The 21,712-nt window shown below is 71.9% G+C and carries 22 protein-coding genes and 1 pseudogene; 13 read left to right on the top strand and 10 right to left on the bottom strand.

Going from position 1 to position 21,712, the window contains the following annotated elements:
• Positions 1 to 37 precede the first annotated feature (37 nt).
• On the bottom strand, positions 38 to 664 hold the full coding sequence (locus tag ACWC2T_RS10530; protein ID WP_450669977.1) for a winged helix-turn-helix transcriptional regulator: 627 nt from the start codon (positions 662 to 664) through the stop codon (positions 38 to 40).
• Between the two features lie 82 nt (positions 665 to 746).
• On the opposite strand from ACWC2T_RS10530, the gene ACWC2T_RS10525 reads away from it, so the two are divergent.
• The 7 genes and pseudogenes from ACWC2T_RS10525 to ACWC2T_RS10495 all read left to right on the top strand — a co-directional run.
• Positions 747 to 1,955, top strand: a complete 1,209-nt coding sequence (locus ACWC2T_RS10525; protein WP_450669976.1) for a pyridoxal phosphate-dependent aminotransferase — start codon at positions 747 to 749, stop codon at positions 1,953 to 1,955.
• Positions 1,956 to 2,317: 362 nt separating this feature from the next.
• The gene (locus ACWC2T_RS10520) at positions 2,318 to 4,138 is read left to right on the top strand and encodes a trypsin-like serine protease (protein ID WP_450669975.1); all 1,821 of its coding nucleotides are present in this window, start codon (positions 2,318 to 2,320) and stop codon (positions 4,136 to 4,138) included.
• Positions 4,139 to 4,222: 84 nt separating this feature from the next.
• On the top strand, positions 4,223 to 5,383 hold the full coding sequence (locus tag ACWC2T_RS10515) for a serine hydrolase domain-containing protein (RefSeq protein WP_450669974.1): 1,161 nt from the start codon (positions 4,223 to 4,225) through the stop codon (positions 5,381 to 5,383).
• Between the two features lie 35 nt (positions 5,384 to 5,418).
• Positions 5,419 to 6,018, top strand: coding sequence for a histidine phosphatase family protein (locus tag ACWC2T_RS10510; protein ID WP_450669973.1), 600 nt, complete (start codon positions 5,419 to 5,421; stop codon positions 6,016 to 6,018).
• Positions 6,019 to 6,093: 75 nt separating this feature from the next.
• Positions 6,094 to 6,717: a hypothetical protein gene (locus tag ACWC2T_RS10505; RefSeq protein ID WP_450669972.1), complete on the top strand. Its 624-nt coding sequence runs from the start codon at positions 6,094 to 6,096 to the stop codon at positions 6,715 to 6,717.
• Positions 6,718 to 6,768: 51 nt separating this feature from the next.
• Complete coding sequence (locus ACWC2T_RS10500; RefSeq protein ID WP_450669971.1) at positions 6,769 to 7,191, top strand: acyl-CoA thioesterase; 423 nt, start codon at positions 6,769 to 6,771, stop codon at positions 7,189 to 7,191.
• A 136-nt stretch (positions 7,192 to 7,327) separates the two neighbouring features.
• Positions 7,328 to 7,789: pseudogene (locus tag ACWC2T_RS10495) on the top strand (MFS transporter); the annotation flags it as partial.
• Positions 7,790 to 7,861: 72 nt separating this feature from the next.
• Here the strand turns inward: ACWC2T_RS10495 and ACWC2T_RS10490 are convergent.
• A complete protein-coding gene (locus ACWC2T_RS10490) occupies positions 7,862 to 8,716 on the bottom strand; it encodes an SDR family oxidoreductase (RefSeq protein ID WP_450669970.1) in 855 nt (284 codons plus the stop codon).
• Positions 8,717 to 8,811: 95 nt separating this feature from the next.
• Between ACWC2T_RS10490 and ACWC2T_RS10485 the strand changes: the two genes are divergently transcribed.
• Positions 8,812 to 9,615, top strand: a complete 804-nt coding sequence (locus ACWC2T_RS10485; RefSeq protein WP_450669969.1) for a helix-turn-helix domain-containing protein — start codon at positions 8,812 to 8,814, stop codon at positions 9,613 to 9,615.
• Between the two features lie 123 nt (positions 9,616 to 9,738).
• On the opposite strand, the gene ACWC2T_RS10480 is transcribed toward ACWC2T_RS10485, so the two are convergent.
• The 8 genes from ACWC2T_RS10480 to ACWC2T_RS10445 all read right to left on the bottom strand — a co-directional run bounded on the left by ACWC2T_RS10480 (position 9,739) and on the right by ACWC2T_RS10445 (position 16,684).
• Entirely contained in the window at positions 9,739 to 10,281 is a 543-nt protein-coding gene (locus tag ACWC2T_RS10480) for a TMEM175 family protein (RefSeq protein WP_450669968.1), read from the bottom strand.
• A gap of 62 nt (positions 10,282 to 10,343) precedes the next feature.
• Positions 10,344 to 11,711, bottom strand: a complete 1,368-nt coding sequence (locus tag ACWC2T_RS10475; RefSeq protein ID WP_450669967.1) for a nucleobase:cation symporter-2 family protein — start codon at positions 11,709 to 11,711, stop codon at positions 10,344 to 10,346.
• A 716-nt stretch (positions 11,712 to 12,427) separates the two neighbouring features.
• On the bottom strand, positions 12,428 to 13,813 hold the full coding sequence (locus ACWC2T_RS10470) for an 8-oxoguanine deaminase (protein WP_450669966.1): 1,386 nt from the start codon (positions 13,811 to 13,813) through the stop codon (positions 12,428 to 12,430).
• Between the two features lie 281 nt (positions 13,814 to 14,094).
• Positions 14,095 to 15,018: a factor-independent urate hydroxylase gene (gene pucL / locus ACWC2T_RS10465; protein ID WP_450669965.1), complete on the bottom strand. Its 924-nt coding sequence runs from the start codon at positions 15,016 to 15,018 to the stop codon at positions 14,095 to 14,097.
• Positions 15,019 to 15,022: 4 nt separating this feature from the next.
• On the bottom strand, positions 15,023 to 15,427 hold the full coding sequence (uraH, locus tag ACWC2T_RS10460; protein ID WP_450669964.1) for a hydroxyisourate hydrolase: 405 nt from the start codon (positions 15,425 to 15,427) through the stop codon (positions 15,023 to 15,025).
• A gap of 4 nt (positions 15,428 to 15,431) precedes the next feature.
• Positions 15,432 to 15,944: a 2-oxo-4-hydroxy-4-carboxy-5-ureidoimidazoline decarboxylase gene (uraD, locus tag ACWC2T_RS10455; RefSeq protein ID WP_450669963.1), complete on the bottom strand. Its 513-nt coding sequence runs from the start codon at positions 15,942 to 15,944 to the stop codon at positions 15,432 to 15,434.
• Between the two features lie 117 nt (positions 15,945 to 16,061).
• On the bottom strand, positions 16,062 to 16,373 hold the full coding sequence (locus ACWC2T_RS10450) for a helix-turn-helix domain-containing protein (protein ID WP_450670018.1): 312 nt from the start codon (positions 16,371 to 16,373) through the stop codon (positions 16,062 to 16,064).
• A gap of 47 nt (positions 16,374 to 16,420) precedes the next feature.
• Positions 16,421 to 16,684: a hypothetical protein gene (locus ACWC2T_RS10445; RefSeq protein WP_450669962.1), complete on the bottom strand. Its 264-nt coding sequence runs from the start codon at positions 16,682 to 16,684 to the stop codon at positions 16,421 to 16,423.
• Between the two features lie 207 nt (positions 16,685 to 16,891).
• Between ACWC2T_RS10445 and ACWC2T_RS10440 the strand changes: the two genes are divergently transcribed.
• The 5 genes from ACWC2T_RS10440 to ACWC2T_RS10420 all read left to right on the top strand — a co-directional run bounded on the left by ACWC2T_RS10440 (position 16,892) and on the right by ACWC2T_RS10420 (position 21,711).
• Positions 16,892 to 17,938 (top strand): lytic transglycosylase domain-containing protein, encoded by a 1,047-nt coding sequence (locus ACWC2T_RS10440; RefSeq protein WP_450669961.1) that lies wholly within the window; start codon positions 16,892 to 16,894, stop codon positions 17,936 to 17,938.
• 117 nt (positions 17,939 to 18,055) lie between these two features.
• Complete coding sequence (locus tag ACWC2T_RS10435) at positions 18,056 to 19,063, top strand: sigma-70 family RNA polymerase sigma factor (RefSeq protein ID WP_450669960.1); 1,008 nt, start codon at positions 18,056 to 18,058, stop codon at positions 19,061 to 19,063.
• A gap of 123 nt (positions 19,064 to 19,186) precedes the next feature.
• The gene (locus tag ACWC2T_RS10430) at positions 19,187 to 20,116 is read left to right on the top strand and encodes an ABC transporter ATP-binding protein (RefSeq protein ID WP_450669959.1); all 930 of its coding nucleotides are present in this window, start codon (positions 19,187 to 19,189) and stop codon (positions 20,114 to 20,116) included.
• Complete coding sequence (locus tag ACWC2T_RS10425) at positions 20,113 to 20,883, top strand: MlaE family ABC transporter permease (RefSeq protein WP_450669958.1); 771 nt, start codon at positions 20,113 to 20,115, stop codon at positions 20,881 to 20,883. The genes ACWC2T_RS10430 and ACWC2T_RS10425 overlap by 4 nt, the downstream gene beginning before the upstream one ends.
• Before the next feature lie 3 nt (positions 20,884 to 20,886).
• Entirely contained in the window at positions 20,887 to 21,711 is an 825-nt protein-coding gene (locus ACWC2T_RS10420; protein WP_450669957.1) for an MlaE family ABC transporter permease, read from the top strand.
• Position 21,712: the final 1 nt, after the last annotated feature.

Raw genomic sequence — 21,712 nt, 5'->3', positions numbered from 1 at the left:
GAAGGCCCGCCCGCCGGCGGGCCTTCACCGTGCGCTGCTACGCCTCCCGCAGCGCCTTCGCCAGTGTGCCGTCCCCCGTCACCGTCACCCGGCCCGCCCGTACCGCGTCGGTCAGGCTCAGCTCGCCCCGGGCGACCGCCTCGCAGGTCGCCGCGTCGATCGTCAGCCGCGCGTCGGGCTCGCCGGGTGCGGGCCCGTCCCCGTACACCGGGCCCGCCTGCGCGCCGACCCGCAGGTGGAAGTCCCCTTCCTCCAGCCGGACTTCGACCAGGCCCTCCCCCGGCAGTGCGCGCAGCAGCGGCAGGGCGAACCAGTGGGCGCGTACCGCGTCCGTCGGCCGGCGCCGGCCCAGCTCGGCCTCGCCCCACCGCCCCAGCGCCTGGAGCACCGGCAGCAACTCCCGCCCGCGTTCAGTGAGTTCGTACACGTAGGCCGCGCCGGGCGGGGGCAGCCTGCGCCGGGTGGTGAGGCCGTCGCGCTCCATGTCCTTCAGCCGGGAGGCGAGAACGTCCGTGCTCACCCCGGGCAGGTCCGCGTGCAGGTCCGTGTAGCGGCGGGGGCCGGCCAGCAGCTCCCGGACGATCAGCAGGGTCCAGCGGTCGCCGACGAGATCGAGGGCGCGGGCTGCGGAGCAGTACTGGTCGTAGCTTCGGCGAGGTGACATGCGACGCAGTCTAGACAAGATGTTGGACTTTCCAAGCGTCCACTTGGTAAAACCAAGCAACACCAGTTTCCGGAGGGGCGGCATGGAATTCCGGCAGTCGAACAAGCTCAGCGAGGTCTGTTACGAGATCCGCGGCCCGGTGATCGAGCACGCCAACGCGCTGGAGGAGGCGGGGCACAGCGTGCTGCGCCTGAACACCGGCAACCCCGCGGCCTTCGGCTTCGAGGCGCCGGAGGAGATCCTCCAGGACATGATCCGGATGCTGCCGCAGGCACACGGCTACACCGACTCCCGCGGCATCCTCTCCGCCCGCCGGGCCGTCGCCCAGCGCTACCAGAACCTGGGCCTCGACGTCGGCTTGGACGACGTCTTCCTGGGCAACGGCGTCTCGGAGCTGGTCTCCATGGCCGTACAGGCGCTGGTCGAGGACGGCGACGAGATCCTCATCCCCGCACCGGACTTCCCGCTCTGGACCGCCGTGACCACCCTCGCCGGCGGCAAGGCGGTCCACTACCTGTGCGACGAACAGGCCGACTGGAACCCGGACCTGGCCGACATGGCGTCGAAGATCACGGACCGCACGAAGGCCGTGGTCATCATCAACCCCAACAACCCCACGGGCGCGGTGTATCCGAAGGAGGTCGTCGAGGGCATCCTGGACCTGGCCCGCCGCCACGGGCTGATGGTGTTCGCCGACGAGATCTACGACCAGATCCTGTACGACGACGCCGTCCACCACTCTGCCGCCGCCCTCGCCCCCGACCTGGTCGTCCTCACCTTCTGCGGCCTGTCGAAGACGTACCGGGTGGCGGGCTTCCGCTCCGGCTGGCTGGTCGTGACCGGCCCCAGACAGCACGCGAAGGACTACCTGGAGGGCCTGACCATGCTGGCCTCCATGCGCCTGTGCGCCAACGCGCCCGCCCAGTACGCCATCCAGGCCGCGCTCGGCGGCCGCCAGTCCATCCGCGAACTCACCCTGCCCGGCGGCCGGTTGTACGAGCAGCGCAACGTGGCCTGGGAGAAGCTCAACGAGATCCCCGGCGTGTCCTGCGTCAAGCCCAAGGGCGCCCTGTACGCGTTCCCGCGCATCGACCCCAAGGTGCACAGGATCCACGACGACGAGCGGTTCGTCCTCGACCTGCTGCTGCGCGAGAAGATCCAGGTCGTCCAGGGCACCGGCTTCAACTGGCCCTCCCCCGACCACTTCCGCATCCTCACCCTGCCGCACGCGGAGGACCTGGAGGCGGCGATCGGCCGGATCGGGCGGTTCCTTGGCGGGTACCGGCAGTAGCCCGTTTCGCACATTCGCGCGCTTGTGCGAAGATCACCCACATGACCGGGGGGTCTCCGCCCAGGCGGGTACCGCGCTAGGTCCTGTCGTCAAATTCCCGTCGTCCGCCCGGAGGGCGGGCCCCGCGGCGCCAGGTGCGTGCTCTCGGCGTGCCGGGTCCTGGCCCTCGTACTGGATGTACTTGGGCCCGGGCCCGGTGCGGCGAGTGGCGGCACCTCCCACGCCCTTAAGGCAGTGGGGGAGCGTGCATGGCGTCGCGGGGCAGGCGGGAATTGGACGACAGGGCCTAGCGGTGCGCGCCCGACCAGCGCCGCGCCGCAGCTCCCCCTGGTCCGGTTCCAGCAGATCAGGGGGGAGCACCGTTGTTCTCGTACAGAAAGCCGTCCTCGTCATCACGCATACGCCGGGTGACCGTCGCCGCGGTGTGCGGCGCCGCCCTCGGCGGGGGGATTCCGGCCGCGCAGGCCCAGGCCGCCGGGTCGCCGGCGCCCTCCGCCGGGCAGGAGGCCCGGCAGGCCGCGCGGTTCTGGACCGCGCAGCGCATGGCGGACGCCAAGCCGCTGGACGGGGCCCGCACGGCACCCGGCGCAACCGGCCCGGGGGTCGCGGCGACGGGACGGCCCCAGGGCACCCTGTTCAAGGGGACGCCGCTGGTCGGGACGTTCTTCGGCTCCGACGGGCCGAGCGGCACCACCTGGCACTGCACCGGCAGCGTCATCGACACCTCCGTACGCAGCGTGGTCCTCACCGCGGCCCACTGCGCGCTGAACATGAAGAGCGACTACGTCTTCGTCCCGCAGTTCGTGCAGGGCGCCGGCCCGGATCAGCAGCCGTACGGCATCTTCCACATCCAGCACGTCTACATCGACCCCCGGTACACGCCCGACAAGGGCTCGTCGACCACCAAGGGGTCCTCGTCCGACCTGGACACCGCGTTCGCCCGGGTCTCGGCCAACCAGAAGGGCCAGAGCCTTCAGGACGCGGTGGGCGGCGGACTGACCTTCACCCGCCCCAGCGGCTACACGCAGAAGAGCGTCACCGTCGTCGGTTACCCCTCCTACCAGCACAACAACGCGGGCCAGGCCGTCAAGTGCACCGTGCCGACGAACCAGCTCCCCGGCTACCGGCAGATGTCCATGACCTGCGGCGGCTACTACGGCGGCACGTCCGGCAGCCCCTGGATCACCGACTACCAGGACGGGGCCCGCACCGGCCATGTCATAGGCAACCTCGGCGGTTACAACGGCGGCGGCAACGACGCGAACGTCGACTACGTCAGCTACGCCCCGGCGTTCGGCGACGACGCCGCGAACCTCCTCGCGAACGCGGTGGCCGGCCAGGACCCGCCCTCCGGTCTGCCGCCGTACACGGGACTGCAGTTGCCCGGTGGCGCGTCCCGCTGGAAGGGCGCCACGCTGATGACCTCCGCCGACTACACCGGCGACCACCTCGGTGATCTGCTCGTCCTCTGGTCCGACGGCGGGGTCACCCTGTACCCCGGGGACGGCAGGGGCGGGTTCGGCGCCGAGCAGCGGCTGCTGAAGGCCAACGCCACCTGGACCCACGCCCGGAGCATCGCCGGCGGGACCTTCGGCGGCACCCGTCCGGGCCTGCTGGTGCGCTGGTCCGACGGCGAGGTCACCCTGTACCCGGACCTCGGCACCTCCGGGGTGGGCCGCGAGGTGCAGATGGCCAAGCCCAACTCCGACTGGAAGAACGCCGTACAGCTCACCGCCGGGCAGTTCCACGGCGCCCAGGGCGCGACCGATCTGCTGGTGCGCCGGTCCGACGGCAGCCTGGTCCTGTACACGGGGATCCGCGCCGGCTCCTTCGGCACCGGCAAGCAGATCCTCGCGGCCAACGGCACCTGGACCAAGGCCGCGCTGCTCAGCGGCGGCGCCTTCAAGGGCACGAGCGGCTCGGACCTGCTCGTACGCTGGTCCGACGGCTCGCTCGACAGCTGGTCCGGCATCTCGGCCGCCGGGCTCGGCACCCGGTCCCGGCTGGTCGGCCCCAACGGCACCTGGCCGCACGCCCAGGTCATGACCTCCGGTGACTTCACCGCCGACCACACCGGCAACGACCTCGTCGTGCGCTGGTCCGACGGCGAGACCTCGCTGTACGCCGAGACGGGCGCCCAGTCCCTCGGCACCGAGAACACGCTGGTCCCGCCGGGAACCTGAGCGGCGGTACGGATCGGGGAATGCCGTGCGGCGGCCGCCTGTTGACGCACTCCGTTGGTCAACACCGGACAGGGGGAACGACGCATGCCGATCGAGGTGCACGGAACGGTCGCGGAGGGGTTCGAGGGCGTTCGCGAGGAGTTCGCGGCGGTGCTCGCCGAGGAGCGGGACGATCCGGGCGCACAGCTCGTGGTCCACCGGCACGGACGGCGCGTGGTGGACCTCTGGGGCGGGCACGGCATCGACGGGGACTCGCTGACGACCCTGTACTCCATCGCCAAGGGAGCCGCGCACCTCGTCGTCGCCCTGCTGGTGCAGGACGGGGTGCTCGACCTGGAGCGTGAAGTCGCCTCCTACTGGCCCGAGTTCGGCGCCCACGGCAAGGACCGGCTGACCCTGGGCGAGCTGCTGGAGCACCGGGCCGGGCTCGTAAATGACCCCGAACAGGCCTTCACCGTCGAGGAGTTGGCCGACGACCGGATCACCGCGGCCCGGCTGGCGCGGCGTCGTCCGCTGTGGGAGCCGGGCACCGCCTGGGGCTACCACGCCTTCGTCATCGGCGCCCTCACCGGCGAGGTGGTGCGCCGGGCGACCGGCCGGTCCGTCCAGGAGCTGTACGAGGAGCGGATCCGGGCGCCGTACGGGCTCGACTACTACCTGGGGCTGCCCGCTGAGGCGGAGCCGCGCTGGGTGGACGTGCAGCCGCTGGTACCGACCCCGGAGGAGGCCGTACTGCTCAAGGAGCGAGCGGCGGCCCCGGACAGCATCCGGGGCATCGCCTTCGGCGCGCACGGGCCGGAGCCGGTCGACCTCGTGGCCTTCGGCAATCACCCCCGGGTGAAGGCGCTCGGGCCGACGTCCTCGGGCGGCGTGGGCAACGCGCGCGGGGTCGCCGGGATGTACGCGGCCGCCATCAGCACCGTCGACGGCAGGCCGCCGCTGCTCACGCCCGCGACCGCGGCCCTGTTCGGCGAGCTGCGCACCCCGGGCGGGCCGGACCTGGTCACCGGCAGCGAGAACCACTTCGCGCGCGGCTTCGAGCACACCCCCGCGCTCTACCCGTTCCTCGACGCCGGCACCTTCGGACACAGCGGCGCGACCGGCTCGCTGGGCTTCGCCGACCCGGCGAACGGCATCGCCTACGCCTACACCCGGCGCCGGTTCTCCTTCCCCTCCGGGGTGGGCGCCTCCCCGGAGAACGGCCGTCTGGCCGAGTCCGTCCTGCGGGCGGCCGCCTCCCTGTGACACCGTGCTGACAGGCGAGCGGGAAGGGCGCTGACGTGGGTGACCTCTTTCTCGTCCGGCACGGTGAGACCGAGTGGTCGCGGTCCGGACGGCACACCGGCTGGACCGACGTCCCCCTCACCGAGCACGGGCGGGAGGAGGCGCGCCGGCTGGGTCCGCTGATCCGCTCGCACCGGATCGCGGCCGCGTTCGTCAGCCCCCTGCACCGAGCGCGGGAGACCGCCGAGCTCATCGGCATCCCGGACGCCCGGGTCGACACCGACCTGCGCGAGTGGGACTACGGCGGGTACGAGGGCGTGACCACCGTGGAGATCCAGCGGAGCCGGCCGGGCTGGTTCCTGTTCACGGACGGGGTCGCGCCGGGGCCGCCGGAGCATCCGGGCGAGACCCCGGAGCAGGTCGGCAAGCGCGCCGACCGGATGCTCGCCAAGGCCGACGCCGCCCTCGCCGGCACCGGGGGCGACGTCGTGCTGATCGCCCACGGCCACTTCCTCCGCGTCCTCACCGCCCGCCGGCTGGGCCTCCCGCCCCAGCAGGGAGCCCTGTTCCAGCTGGCCACGGGCACCCTGTGCCGCCTCGGCACGGAGCACGAGCGGCCGGTGGTGGCGGGGTGGAACATCCGGCCGGGGCAGTAGCGGGCCGCCCTGGCCGCCGGGGACCGATGTCAGACCCGCGCCGTACTCTGCGAGAAGGACGGAAGGAGTACGGCTGTGACCCGAGCGCTGAGTGCCGCGCAGCGGCGGGTGGTCGAGGGCGCCGACCCGGTCACCGGGCGGTTGCGAGGTACGGAGGCACAGCTCGCGGCGCTGGTGAAGCGAGGCCTGGCCTTTCGGCATCCCCGGCCGCCGCACGATCACTTCCTGACGCCGGAGGGGCACCGGATACGGGAGGCGGTGCCCGAGGCGGCGCCGGAGCCGGTGCCCGACGCAGGGGTGTTCGCGGCGCGGGTCGGCGGCGAGGAGGAGGAGCCGGCCAAGGACGGGCCGGCGCGGGCGCGCGAGGTGCACAGTGCCTGGCAGGGGCTGCTGGAGCTGCGCCGGATGACCCATGCCGACGGCGCCGTGGACCGGCCGTGCGACTGGGAGCGGGCGCATCTGGTGCGGGCCGCGGCGCTCGCCCTGGAGGCGGCCGGGCACCGTCCGGCGAGCGGGGGCGGGGACGGTTACCGGGTGCGGGCGACGCCGCAGCCGGAGGCCGTGGCGGTGTACGCGCCGGACGCCCCGGCCCTGGCGGCCTGCGCAGCCACGCTGGAGCGCGCGGGCTGGCAGGCGGGTGAGTACACCGAGCCGCGCACGAGGGTGCGCTATCTGCTGGCGTCGCCGCGCCGGGTGTGAGCGCGTGCAAGGATCAGTGGGCCAGTGTGTCGTACACGAGAAGGGGAACCCGTGAGCGAGCCGTTTTCCGTGCGCGTGACCGTCCGCGGCTACGAGACCGACACCCAGGGACACCTGAACCAGTCCGTGTACCTCAACTACGCGGAGCACGCCCGCTGGTCGCTGCTCCAGGCGGCCGGCATCAGCCAGGCCCGGCTGGTGGGCCAGGGTGTCGGGCCGGTGGCGCTGGAGACGACGATCCGTTTCCGGCGCGAACTGCTCGCCGGCGACGAGGTCGATGTGACGTGCGAGTTCGAGTGGGGCGGCGGCAGGACCTTCCGGATCGTGCAGGAGATACGCAAGACCGACGGCACGCTGGCGGCCGAGGTCAGCGGGGTGGGCGGCCTGCTGGATCTCAAGGAGCGCAAGCTGGTCGCCGACCCGCGGGAGGTGTTCAAGGAGCTGACGACGGACCTCGCCCTGTTCGGTCTGTAGGTCCGCGGGCCTACGCGTCGAGCAGCTCCGGCCGGTGCTCGGCGTCGTAGGCCGCCCGCGCCCCGGCGATGTACTCCCGGTTGTGCTCGGCCCATTCGGTCAGCCGGAGCAGGGTGTCGTTCAACTCATGGGCGACGGGAGTGAGATGCTGGGCCTGTCCCCGCGCACGGTCGCCCGGTACGGCGGCTACCGGGTGCTGCCGGCCGGCCTGGTGCTGATCGCCGCCGGCATGGCGTTGCCGAGCCGTGTTCCGGTGCACGCCTCCTACGCCGCCGATGTACTGCCGCCGCTGCTGCTCTCGGCCGGGTTCGCGGCGGCGATGCCCGCGCTGACCGGGCTCGCGATGTCCGGGGCGCGCGAGGAGGACGCGGGCCTGGCGTCGGGGCTGTTCAACACCACGCAGGTGGTGCGCGGTCCACTGGGCCTCGCGGTGCTGAGCACACTGGCGGCGAGCCGCACCGGCGGCCTGCTCGACCGGGGCGCGGAGCTTGCCCCGGCCACGGCGGAGGGCTGCAGGCCGGCGTTCCGGGTGGCGACGGGGATCGCGGTGGCGGCCCTGGTGCCGGCCGGGGCGGTGCTGCGGCCGAGGAGCCGGTGAGGTTCGCGCGTGGCGGCGAGCCCGGCCACACCGGCCGGGTCCGCCGTCAACGCCCGCTTCGATGGCACCGGTTCACCCGTTGCCGAAGGCCTCCGTGTGCTCCTCGGCCCACTCCCGGAACGTCCGGGCCGGCCGGCCCAGCACCTCCGGTACGTCCTCGGTGACCGTGGCGTTGCGGCCGTCGCGAACGTAGGCGAGACCGGTCAGGACACCCTGTGACCGCGCGTCGTCCATGCCCCAGGCGGTGCGGAGGAAGTCGAGGGTCTCGTCCTCCGACAGGTTCCGGACGGTGAGCGGGCGGCCGAGGACCCCGGCGAGGACGGCGACCTGGTCCGGGACACTGATCGCCTCCGGACCGGTCAGGGTGTACGTCCGTCCCGCGTGCCCGGCGTCGAGCAACGCCCGTACCGCCACCTCGGCGATGTCGCGCGGGTCGATGACGCCCGAGGCCCCGTCGCCGGTCATGTTCGGAACGGGCTCGCCCTGGCGGACCGCCTCCGCCCAGCTCAGCGTGTTCGAGGCGAACGACGACGGCCGCAGGACCGTCCACTCGGCACCGCTCTCCCGCAGCGCCCGCTCGCCCGCCCCGTGCCACTCGCCGGAAGGGCCCGTGCCGGGATCGTCGGTGCCGATGGCCGAGAGCTTCACCAGCCGCCGCACACCCGCCGCACGGGCCGACGCCACCAGAGCCGCGTCGTGGGCGGCTCCGGGGCCGGGCGGGGAGACCAGATAGGCGGCCGTCACCCCGGTCATCGCCGCAGCCAGGGAATCAGGGTCGGCGTAGTCCCCGGGGACCGTCTCCACCCCGGCGGGCATCCGGGCCCGCTGCGGGTCGCGGGTCAGCGCGCGCACCTTCTCGCCGCGCGCCGTGAGCTGTCGTACGACTTCACTGCCGGTGGTGCCCGTGGCACCCGTCACCAGAATCATCTGGTCCACGATGGGCCGGGAGCGATGCCGGACTCTTGGAAATTCCGGCACGGTTCACCGGCCCGGAAGCGGTCGAGCGCGCTTACCGTGGAGTGATGCCTAACGCCGTCGCCGAGCAGGACCTGACCACGCCCGAGGTGCTGCGCCCCTGGATCTCCGGGGTGCGCACGCTGTCCGTGTCCCGCACCGAGCCCGCCGAGGAGCCCTTCGTACGACTGCCCGCCGCGGTCACCACGGTGATCCTGCGGGTGGGGGCGGACGGGCGGCGCGATGTGCTGGTCTCCGGGCCGCGGGTGCGGGCGTCGTACCACGAGAGCAAGGCCCACGTCCGCTGCGTCGAACTGCGTCTCGCACCCGGCATGACCCGACCGCTGCTGAACGTATCGGCGACCGAACTGGTCGGCAGAACGGCGCGGCTGGAGGACCTGCCCGGCGACACGCCCCGCCGGCTCGCGGCCGGGCTGCGCCGGCTGGACCCGCGGGAGGCGGTGCCGTACCTCGTCGAGACGCTCCCGGAGCTCCTGTCGGCCGCCGTGGACCCGGCCCGTACGGCGCTGCTGCGTGCGGGCGTCGACGCGCTGTCGGTCCGCCCGGACCGGGCACCGGCACAGGTGCGGGAGGTGGCGCGCGAACTGGCGGTCAGCGAACGCCAGTTGCGCAACCTGTTCGCCGAGGGCGTCGGGGTCTCCCCCAAGCACTACGCCCGCATCGACCGCGTCCGCACGGTCGTCACCCGGGCCGGGCACGCCCCCTGGTCCCAACTGGCCAATGTGACGGGCTACTTCGACCAGTCACACATGACCTCCGACTTCCGCGCCCTGATGGGAGTCCCGCCCCGCTCCTACGTCACCGGCCGCCTGCCCGCCCTGACACCTTGTCAGGGTGTGCCGCGTTTCTGACCGGTTCGTCTCATGGGGTGTCCCGGCGGAGCGGGACCGGTACCTGGTTGAAGCCGTAGTACAGGGCGAGCAGGCCGTGGGCGGCGAGGGTGAGGGGTGCGGAGACGAAGGCGAGGGCCACCGTCAGGGGATAGCCGAGGGAGCCGAGGGCGGTGGGGGTGCCCCCGGCGCGAGCGAAGCCGAGCGCTGGGGGAGGGCCCGGGTGGCGCGGGCCGCCGCCGGGTCCACGCGGGCGTCGAAGAGGTGACCGGTGCGGGTGAGATGCCACCACAGGGCCTGGAAGGTGAGGGCCATCGCGACCATCACCAGGCTGTACACGGCGGCCGCGGCGTGCGAGGCCTCGGCGCCCTCGCGCAGGTACTCCGCGAGCAGCGACGTCGGCCAGGGCACCGCCGCCACGACCATCAGCACCAGCAGGTTCAGGAACATCAGCGTCCGGTCGACCCGGGTGACGTAGCTGAACAGCTGGTGATGGTTGACCCACATGATGCCGATGACCAGGAAGCTGACCACATAGGCCGCGTACGAAGGCCACTGCGCGCCCAATGCCTCCCAGAGACCGCCGTGTTCGCCCGCCTTGGGCACCTTGATGTCCAGGATGAGCAGCGTGATGGCGATGGCGAACACGCCGTCGCTGAAGGCCTCGACCCGGCCGGACTCGTTCATGGCCCCAGACTGCCGCACCCGACGGTGCGGGGCACGGCGATTGCCGCGCCCCGCACGGGGGTTCAGTGGGCTGGCGTGAGTTCCTCGCCCGCCTCCGTCGGGTGCGTGACGTCCTCGGCATCCTTGCCCCTGCCGATGTGGTTGAAGAGGAGGTTGAGGACGACGGCCGTCACACAGCCGGTGGAGATGCCGGAGTCCAGGACGATCTTCGCGGTGTCGGGGAAGGCGTGGTAGAAGTCCGGCGTGGTGATCGGGATGATGCCGACCGCGAGGGAGACGGCGACGATCAGGACGTTGTTGTCCTTCTCCAGGCCGGCCCGGACCAGGGTCTGGACGCCGCTGGCGGCGACCGAGCCGAACAGGACGACCCCGGCGCCACCGAGGACCGGCCGGGGAACGGCCGCGATGAGCGAGGCGGCCATCGGACACAGGCCCATCAGGACGAGGAAGCCGCCGCCGACGGCGACGACGAAGCGGCTGCGGATCCTCGTCATGGCGACGAGGCCGATGTTCTGGGCGAAGGCGCTGCACATGAAGCCGTTGAACAGCGGGCTGAGGGCGGAGCCGAGGGTGTCGGCGCGCAGGCCGGCCGCGATGACCTTCTCGTCGGAGGGGCGTTCGACGATCTCGCCGAGCGCCAGCATGTCGGCGGTGGACTCCGTCATGGAGACGACCATCACCACGCACATCGACAGGATCGCCGCGATGTGGAAGGTCGGGGCGCCGAAGTGGAAGGGGGTCGGGAAGCCCACGACGTCCGCGTGCGCGACCGGGCTGAAGTCGGTGACGCCGAAGGGTATCGCGATGATCGTGCCGATGATCAGGCCGAGCAGGACCGCGATCTGCTTGACGAAGCCGCGGGTGAAGCGGCGCAGCAGCAGGACGATGAGGAGGGTGACGGCGGCCAGGGCGAGGTTGGTCGTCGAGCCGTAGTCCTGCGCGGCGGGGTTCGGCCCCTGGGCCCAGCCGAACGCGACCGGGAGCAGGGAGACGCCGATCAGGGTGATGACCGAGCCGGTGACCACGGGCGGGAAGAAGCGGACGGCCTTGCTGAAGAAGGGGGCCGCGATGAAGCCGAGGAGGCCCGCGACGATGACCGCGCCGAAGATCATCGGCAGGGCGTCGGACTTGTCCTTGGCGGTTGCCACGATCGCCGTCATGGGGGCGACACCGGCGAAGGTCACGCCGTTGACGAAGGGCAGGCGGGCGCCGATCTTCCAGAAGCCGAGGGTCTGCAGGAAGGTGGCGAGCCCGGCGGTGAACAGACAGGCTCCGGTGAGGAAGGTGAGGTCTTTGCCGGACAGGCCTGTGGCCGCGCCGACGATCAGGGGTGGGGCGACGACTCCCGCGTACATGGCGGCCACGTGCTGCAGGCCGCTGGTCGCCATTTTGAGGGCGGGGAGTTTCTCGTCAACAGGATGGGCGGCCACGGCGGCTCCTCCGGGCGGTTAACACGTCGTCGTCGACGTGGGTTTCAGGGAGGTGGTGCGTGTGGTCGTGCGGGACCGGGACGGGGGTGGCGCTTGAGCGGGTCGAGCGGCGACCGTTCCGGGGCGCGTGCGTTCACACGCGCCCCGGACGGCTCCGTGGACCCCGCTCGGGTCCACGGACCCCGGTCGGGAGCCGTCCCTCCCGACCGGAGCGTTCCGGCGAGCCGTCCCCAGGGGACGCCCACCGCGTCTTCCGGCACGCCGCCCGTACGGGACGACACGCCGAGTCCTCCGGCAGGCCGCCCATACGGGGCAACCCGCCAAGTCCTCCGGCAGGCCGGCCGCATGTTCCGGCCTGCCGGCGCCTCCGGCGGACACCCGCGCGGGCGACCGCCAAGCCTTCAGGCGAGTCACCCGCAAGCGGTGACCGCCGAGTTGTCCGGCGGGCCGGCCGCATGATCCGGCCTGCCGGGGTTTTGGGCGGATGCCCGCGCGGGCGACCGCCAGGTTGGTGTCGGCGGGCCGCTGGGGGCGGTTGCCGAGGGGTTCGGCTCCCCGCCTGGGCGGTTGCCGAGAGGTTCGGCGTCCCCGCTGGGGAGGGCTGCCGAGGGGTTCGGCGTCCCCCCTGGGGGCAGTTGCCGAGGGGTTCGGTGTCCCCGCTGGGGGTCCGGTGGGCCGGGTGTAGGCGGAGGCGGCCCACCGGGGTGTGGGTGGGATCAGGCCTGGGCGCTGATGCGGGCCAGGCGCTGGGCCTCCTCGCGGGTGGTGCGGGCGATGGTGTCCTCGTCCACCGTGAGCAGACGGTTGTTCTCCACGATCTGGCGGCCGTTGACGAAGGACGCCGTGACCGGGGCCGCCGCGCCGAGGACCAGCGCGGTCACCGGGTCGGCGATGGAGGCGTGGGCGAGGGTGTCCATCTTCCACAGCACCACGTCCGCCAGCTTGCCGGCCTCCAGCGAGCCGATCTGGTCGGCCCGGCCGAGGACCTGCGCGCCGCCGTAGGTGCCGAGCCTGAGTGCCTGACGGGCGTTCAGCGCGGCCTCGCGGTGGGCGCCGAGGCGGTTGATCAGCAGGGCGTTGCGCAGCTCGGTGTGGAGTTCGCCGGACTCGTTGGAGGCGGTGCCGTCGACGCCGAGGCCGACCGGGACGCCGGAGGCCAGCATGTCGGGGACACGGGCGATGCCGGCGGCGAGGCGGGCGTTGGAGGACGGGCAGTGGGCGACACCGGTCTTCGTCCGGGCGAACGCGGCGATGTCGGAGTCGTTCATGTGGACGCAGTGCGCCATCCACACGTCCTCACCGAGCCAGCCCGTGGACTCGAAGTAGTCGGTCGGGCCCATGCCGAACAGCTCGTGGCAGAACTTCTCCTCCTCCACGGTCTCCGAGCCATGGGTGTGCAGCCGTACGCCGAGGCGGCGGGCCAACTCGGCACCCTCACGCAGGAGTTCGGTCGACACCGAGAACGGTGAGCAGGGGGCCACGGCCACCTGGGTCATGGCGTCGAAGGAGGCGTCGTGGTGCTTCCTCACCGTCTCCTCGGTCGCGGCGAGCGCACCCTCCAGTGTCTCGACGGCGAAGTCCGGCGGCAGGCCGCCGTCCTTCACGCTGCGGTCCATCGAGCCGCGGGCCAGCGTGAAGCGGACGCCCATCTCGGTGGCGGCCCGGATGATCGAGCCGGACAGGTCGCCGGAGCCGTGCGGGAAGACGTAGTGGTGGTCCATGGCGGTGGTGACACCACCGCGGGCCATCATGGCGAGGGACCCCTGCGCGGCCGCGTACGTCATCTGCTCGTCGATGCGCGCCCAGGTGGGGTAGAGCGCGACGAGCCAGTTGAACAGGTTGTGGTCGGTGGCCAGGCCGCGGGTGATCCACTGGTAGAAGTGGTGGTGGGTGTTGACCAGACCGGGCGTGGCCAGATGGCCACTCGCGTCGATCCGGCGCACCACGTTCTGAAGGTCCTCGGGGGCCCGGCCCGCGCCGACCGACTCGATGCGGTTGCCGGCGAGGACCAGGTGTCCACAGGCGTACTCGGTGTCGCCCGCGTCCACGGTCGCGATCGCACAGTTCTCGATGACGATGCGCTCGGCTGCCGATGGTGCCATGGTGCTTCCTTGTCTTTCAGTGGCGGGCCCGTGAACCGGGGGAGGGGGAGTGTTCACGGGGAGGGCACGGCAGGACCCCAGGGGGATTTGAGTGCCGGAGCCGACCTGCCGCTCCGGGTGCCGAGGTGAGGGAAGAACAGGGTGAGCCGGCGTTCTCGGAGTGCACCGGCGGGGTGGAACAAGGGGCGTGCGCCGGCCCCTTCGCAGGCTGTGCCATGGTGCTCCCTCCGGTGTGGCGGGCCCCCGGCCCGGGTGGCGGGGCCGGGGACACGCGTCCCGTGTCAGAGGTTGGTCATGTCGACCGGGATCTGCGGCTCGCAGCCGTCCCGGAGGATGGTCGCCTCGATCAGGCCGTAGGGCCGGTCGGCGGCGAAGTAGACCTCGTTGTCGTTCTTGAGCCCGAACGGCTCCAGGTCGACCAGGAAGTGGTGCTTGTTCGGCAGCGAGAAGCGGACCTCGTCGATCTCGCTGCGGTTGTTGATGATGCGCGCACCCATCTGGTACAGCGTCTGCTGCAGGGAGAGGGAGTAGGTCTCGGCGAAGGCCTGGAGCATGTGCTTCTTGACCTGCTCGTAGGACTTCTCCCAGTTGGGCATCTTCTGCTCGTCGTCGGTCCAGTTGAACCGCCAGCGGCCGGAGACCTGGGTGGCCAGGATGCGGTCGTACGCCTCCTGGAGGGTCGTGTACTTGTCCTTGACGTAGCCCCAGAACTCCGAGTTCGTCGAGTTCATCACGACCAGGTCCTTGAGGCCCGAGACGACCTCCCACTTCTCGCCGTCGTAGGTGACCTGGGTGACGCGGATCTCCTGGCCCTTGCGGACGAAGGAGTGCTTGACCTCGTCGGCGCCGATGAACCTGGAGTTGGCGTCGGAGGTCTCGATCCGGTCCCAGGCGTACTCCTCGATCCGGATCCGGGCGCGGTGGATCGGCTCCTGCGAGGTGACGAAGTGGCGGGCGAGGTGGATGCCGAACTGCTCGGCGGACTCGATGCCGTGTTCCTTGGCCTTCGCGTACACCGTGTTCTTGGTGGTGTCGGTCGGCAGGACGTTGGCGTTGGAGCCGGAGTAGTGGACCTCGTCCATGTCACCGCTCAGGGCGACGGACACGTTGAGGTCCTTGATGTGGTGGGTGGCGCCGTCCCGCGTGATCTTTACGACTCGGTTCTCGGCCTTGCCGTACTGGTTCTGTCCCAGGATGGTGGGCATTTAGCTAGCTCCCTCGGTAAACGGAGTAGCCGAACGGGTTGAGCAGCAGCGGTACGTGGTAGTGCTCGCCCGGTACGACGGCGAACGTGATCGCCACCTCCGGAAAGAACACGGCCGGTCCGCTGTCCCGATTCGCGGGGGCGTCCTGCTGCGCATCGGCTTGCTTGTTCTCGTACTGCAAGAAATACGCCTCGACGGCGAAGTCGAGCCGTACGTGTGTGGTCCCCTCCGGCAGTGCCGGCAGGTCCTTGCACCGGCCGTCGGCGTCGGTCGCGGAGCCGCCGAGTGCCTGCCAGTCTCCTGCTTGCCCGGAGCGGGCGGAGAGCTGGACGGCGACGCCCTCGGCGGGGCGGCCGATCGAGGTGTCCAGGATGTGTGTGGACACGGAGGCGGTGGTGCTGGTGCTCATGGTGTCAGGCGTCCTCTTCGACGAGTCGGGCCAGTCGGATGCGGTTGATCTTGCCCAGCTCGGTGCGGACGATCTCCCGCTCCTGCTCCGGCGCGTTCCCGATCCGCTCCTTGACCGCGTCGCGCATCTGCTCACCGGTCCGGCCGGTGGCGCAGATCAGGAACACATGGCCGAACTTCTCCTGGTAGGCCAGGTTGAGTTCGAGCATCTCGGCCTTGAGTTCCTCGGCGGCGCCGGCCATGCCGGCCTGTTCCCGCGCGGAGGTCGGATCCCCGGGTTTGGGGCGCCCGATCGGCGGGTGCCCGGCCATCGCCTCCTCAAGGTCCGCCGTGGTCAGCTCGGCCATGGCGGCGTCACTGGCGGCGTAGAGCGCGTCGGGGGTGGCGTAGGGGCGGGCGGCGAGCAGACGCCGGGCCCACTCGGTGGAGGCACACGCCTCGTGGAGGGCGGCGAGGGCCGCGGGCTCCTCCAGGTCGTTGAACCGGGCCAGGCCCGGGGGCGTGGAAGTCGAAGTCACGGGAGCCTCCGTGGCCGGATTCGGCCTTCGTGCTGAACGGGCTGCCTGTAGCTAACGCCCTCCGAAACACCACGTCAACACTTTGTTGAAAATTCGGGGTTACTTCCCGAGGGGTGGTCAGCCCTGCTTCTCACGGTTGAGGTAGTTGTAGACCGTGAAGCGGCTGACACCGAGCGCGCTCGCCACCGTCTCCACGCCGTGGCGCACCGCGAAGGCGCCGCGCGCCTCCAGTATCCGTACGATCTCCTGCTTGGCCTTGCGGTCGAGTTCGGCCAGCGGCTTGCCGCGCCTGCGCTCCATGGCGGCCAGGATGTGGTCGAGGGAGTCGGCCAGCTGGGGCAGGCGTACGGCGACGACGTCGACGCCCTCCCAGGCCAGGACGACGTCCTCGGGCCCGGCCTCGTCCGGCGGGAGAATCTCCCCGCCCATGGCGTCGACCAGCGGCTTCACGGCCGTGATGAAGGGCTCGTCCCCGCTCACCGCGCGCCCTCCTCGCCGGCGTCCCCGATCACGTTGACCTGGAGCGAGACCCGGGTGGCACCGGCGTCCAGCGCCTTGCGCAGCAGGGCGTCCACGGCGGTGAGGACCGAGTCGGCACCGCCCTCCGCGGTGTTGCCGAACGGGCCGACGTCCACCGCGTCCAGCTTCGCCGCCTCGATGACCTCGCGGGCGACCAGCGCGTGCGCGGGCGCCTCGTCGAGATCGAAAGGCTCGGTCGTGAACTCCACTCTCAGTCTCACTGTGCCCCCATGGCAGCTGTACCGGCCCGCTGCGTTCCCGCGGGCCGGCGATCGGGGGCGGTGACCGCCCCGACCGCTTGGTGAGACCTTAACGGACACACGTGCCCGATCCGCTCCCCGAGAAGGACCCTCCCGGATGCGCGCGACGGACCTGCCGTCCGGCCGCGTAGAGCAGACGACGGATTCACCCAGGGAGGGGACTGCACAGTGACAGCGCGTGCACGCACGGGGGCACTGAGGGGTGCGAAGGGTACGGCGGTCGCGGCCGCGGCGATGGCCGCGCTGACCGCGTCGCAGGCGCCGGGGGCGGTCTCGGCAGCGGCCGTGGAGTCCGCAGTGACGGTGGCATCCGCCGGGCACGGCCCCAGCGTGTCCGGCGACACCCCCTACCGCACCGCTCTTCCGCCGCTGCGGACGCAGAAGACGGGCTCGGCACGGCAGGTGACGGGCGGCGGCGCCCTGCCGGCGAGCGTCTTCGCCGCGTACCGGCGTGCGGAGGAGGCGCTGGCGCGCACCGCGCCCGGCTGCCGGCTGCGCTGGCAGTTGCTCGCCGCGATCGGCCAGGTGGAGTCCGGGCAGGCGTGGGGCGGCCGGGTGACCCCGGACGGTACGACCGTGACGCCCATCCTCGGCCCCCGGCTGACCGGCGGCGCCTTCGCGGTGGTGACGGACACCGACGGCGGCGCGTACGACGGGGACCCGGTGTACGACCGCGCGGTCGGCCCGATGCAGTTCATCCCGTCGACCTGGGCCCGCTGGGGTGTGGACGGCAACGGCGACGGGCGGGCGGACCCGAACAATGTCTACGACGCGGCGCTCGCCGCCGGCCACTACCTCTGCGCGGGCGGCCGGGACCTGTCGAACCCCGCCGACCTGGACCGGGCGATCCTCGGCTACAACCACTCGGACGCCTATCTGCGCACGGTCAGGGCCTGGTACGCCTACTACCTGACCGGACACCGCGTGGTGCCGGACACCCCCGCCGGGTCCGGCACCGGGTCGGGGGACCGGCCGGGGCCGTCCCGCCCGAAGGCCCCGAAGCCCTCGTCGAAGCCGTCGGACGACCCCAGGCCCGGCCCCGGGCCGTCCCGCACTCCCTCGGCGCCGCCGGCCTCGCCCTCCCCCGCCCCGTCCCCCACGGCCGCCGCGCCGGAGCCGTCCCAGCCGCCGCTGGTCCCCCTCCCCCGGCCGACCCTCACGCTGCCCCGCGGCGGCGTGCTGCCCGACGCGGGGCCTGTGACCAGCGACGGCTAGCGTCGGCAACGGCTGGAACACGATGCGCGGCTCCCCCTCCACAACCGCGGATACCCGGCGGTAATGTCGCCACCCGCCGGGAGCACAGGACCGGCGGATGAGCGCAAAGGGGCCCTCATGGCGACGGAGATGCCTGCGGACGCAGTGGCCGCCGACGAGCGGTGGCGGCGCATGTGGAGCCACCGCGAGCAGTTGCTCAAGGTGGCCCGGCGGCGCTCGATGAGCCAGGAGGACGCCGAGGACGCCGTGCACGAGGCGATGCTGCGGGCCGCGGAGCGCCCGGACCTCGACGACGAGCGGCTCGGCGCCTGGCTGACGACCGTGACGATGCGGCTGTGCGTCGACCGGTACCGGCAGGTCAACCGCGAGGCCGAGGTGGGCAGCCGCCCCACGCTCGTCGCGCCGGGCCCGGTCCCCGTCGAGGAGGCGGTGTGCGACCGGGCCGAGGCCAGGTGGCTCGCCGTGCGCAGCGGAGAACTGCCCGCCCGGCAGGCGGAGGCGCTGCGGCTGAAGTCCGAGGACCTGGACGTGAGCCAGGTCGCGGTGCGGATGGGGCTCAGCTACCGGACCGTCGAGTCGCTGCTCGCCCGGGCCCGGCGGACGCTGCGCGCCTCGCTCGCCGGGACGCTCGGCCTCGTGCTGTACCTGATCGGGCACGGGCGGCCGCGCGGCGGCGGCAAGGTGCAGGCCGTGGCGGTCACCTCGACGGCGGCGACCCTGGCGGTGGCCGGGTTCGTGCTGCCGTACGCGCTCGGCGGGGGCGGCGGCGCGGCGGCCCCGGCGCCGCAGCCGACGCAGTCCCGTGGGGTGGCGCAGGTGCTGCGGAACGACAGGAACGAGGGGAACGGCCGCACCGAGCCGGCCCATGCCCCGCAGACGAACCGGCCGCCCGCGGCCCCGAGCCGGACCGCACTCCGGCCGTCGTCCACCGGCGAGTGGGCCGCACCCGTCTCCGTGCCGCCCCTGCCGGAGGTCTCGACGCCTCCGCTTCCGGAGCTTCCGGTGAAGTCCACGGTGCCGTCGGTGCCCTCGCTTCCCTCGGTCCCCTCGCCGGCGGCACCCGCGACCCCGTCCGCTTCCCTCCCGGTGCCCACCCCGAGCGTGCCTGCCGTGAAGCTGCCGTAGCCCGCCGTCGGCGCGCCCGGAAAAAAAAACTTCCCGGTCGCCGCGACGGACACCCCGCCCCTCCCCGTAGAGCAGATGTCGGAGCTGCTCACGGGCAAAGGCACGGGCGAAGGGTGGAACCGGATGGGTGTGGAGATCTGTGTGGAAGGGCTGACCAAGTCCTTCGGCCACCAGGTCATCTGGCAGGACGTCTCGCTGACGCTGCCCGCCGGGGAGGTCTCGGTCATGCTCGGCCCCTCGGGGACGGGCAAGTCGGTGTTCCTCAAGACGCTCGTCGGGCTGCTGAAGCCGGACCGCGGCTCGGTGAAGGTCGCGGGCCGGGACATCACCCGTCTGCGGGAGCACGACCTGTACGAGGTGCGGAAGTTGTTCGGCGTGCTGTTCCAGGACGGCGCCCTGTTCGGCTCGATGAACCTGTACGACAACATCGCCTTCCCGCTGCGCGAGCACACCCGCAAGTCCGAGAGCGAGATCAGGCGGATCGTCCTCGAGAAGATGGACATGGTCGGGCTGATCGGCGCCGAGGGGAAGCTGCCCGGCGAGATCTCCGGCGGTATGCGCAAGCGGGCCGGGCTCGCCCGCGCCCTGGTCCTCGACCCGGAGATCATCCTCTTCGACGAGCCGGACTCGGGCCTGGACCCGGTCCGCGTCGCCTATCTCAACCAGCTCATCGTCGACCTCAACGCACAGATCGACGCGACCTTCCTGATCGTCACCCACGACATCGCCTCGGCCCGGCAGGTGCCCGACAACATCGGGCTGCTGTTCCGGCGCGAGCTGGTGCTGTTCGGGCCCCGCGAGCAGCTGCTGACCAGTGACGAGCCGGTCGTACGGCAGTTCCTGAACGGCCGGATGCAGGGGCCGATCGGCATGGCGGAGGAGAAGGACGCGGCCCAGGTCGAGCAGGAGCTGGCCCAGATCGACGAGGCCGGCCCGGCCGATGTGCTGACTCCCCGCCTGCTGCCCGGCCCCGGTATCACCCGGCCGCCCCGCTGGGAGGCGATCGCCAGACGTGAGGCCCGGCTGCACGACAGGGCGGTGAGCGGCGCATGAGACTCTCCCCGACGGGTGCCCTCCGGCACTCGGGCAACCTGTTCGCGATGGCGCTGGACGTCGTGCGGACCCTGCCCCGACGGCCCTTCCAGGCACGGGAGTTCATCCAGCAGGCGTGGTTCGTCGCGAGCGTCACGATCCTGCCGACGGCACTGGTCTCGATCCCCTTCGGGGCGGTCATCGCGCTGCAGATCGGCAGCCTGACCCGGCAGCTCGGCGCGCAGTCCTTCTCCGGTGCCGCGTCCGTGCTCGCCGTACTGCGCGAGGCCTCACCGATCGTCACCGCGCTGCTGATCGCGGGGGCGGGCGGCACGGCGATCTGCGCGGACCTCGGGGCACGCAGGATCCGGGACGAGATCGACGCGATGCAGGTGCTCGGCATCGACCCGATCCACCGGCTCGTCGTACCGCGCGTGCTGGCCTCGATGGTCGTGGCCGTGCTGCTCAACGGCCTGGTGTCGGTGGTCGGCGTCGCGGGCGGCTATTTCTTCAACGTCGTCCTGCAGAACGGCACCCCCGGCGCCTACCTGGCCTCCTTCACCACCCTCGCCCAACTGTCCGACCTGTGGGCGGCCGAGATCAAGGCGCTGGTGTTCGGGGCGATCGCGGCGATCGTCGCCTCGTACAAGGGGCTGACGGCGCAGGGCGGTCCGAAGGGCGTGGGCGATGCCGTCAACCAGTCCGTGGTGATCACCTTCATGTTGCTGTTCGTGACCAACTTCGTGATGACCGCGGTGTATTTCCAGGTCGTCCCGCAGAGGGGTTAGCCGATGAGACCGCAGAACGTCCTCGACCGCCCCTCGCGCTCGCTCGAGGAGCTGGGCACCCAACTCTCCTTCTACGGCCGCTCCCTGGCCTGGACGGCCCGTACCCTGCGCCGCTACAAGAAGGAGGTCCTGCGGCTGCTCGCCGAGGTGAGCTTCGGCCGCGGTGCGCTCGCCGTGGTCGGCGGCACGGTCGGCGTGATCGCCTTCCTGTCCTTCTTCACCGGTACCGAGGTGGGCCTGCAGGGCTACGCGGCCCTGAACCAGCTGGGCACCTCCAACTTCGTGGCGTTCCTGTCGGCGTACTTCAACACCCGGGAGATCGCCCCGCTGGTGGCCGGCCTCGCCCTGTCCGCGACGGTCGGCGCCGGGTTCACCGCGCAGCTCGGCGCGATGCGGATCAGCGAGGAGACGGACGCGCTGGAGGTCATGGGCGTCCCGTCGCTGCCGTTCCTGGTGACGACCCGCATGATCGCCGGGTTCGTCGCGGTGATCCCGCTGTACGTGATCGGGCTGCTCTCCTCGTACTTCGCCGCCCGCACCATCACCACCGGCTACTACGGGCAGTCGACGGGCACGTACGACCACTACTTCCAGCAGTACCTGCCGCCGGTGGACGTCCTGTGGTCCTTCGGCAAGGTGATCGTCTTCGCCGTGCTGATCATCCTGGTGCACTGCTACTACGGCTACTACGCGAGCGGCGGTCCGGCGGGCGTCGGCGTCGCGGTGGGCCGGGCGGTGCGGACGTCCATCGTCGCCATCAACGTCCTGGACTTCTTCCTGAGCCTCGCGATCTGGGGCGCCAACACGACCGTACGGATCGCGGGGTGAG

Source organism: Streptomyces sp. NPDC001393 (assembly GCF_053597455.1).
The sequence above is the reverse complement of the archived record's forward strand: the minus strand, read 5'-3'. Positions and strand labels throughout refer to the sequence as shown.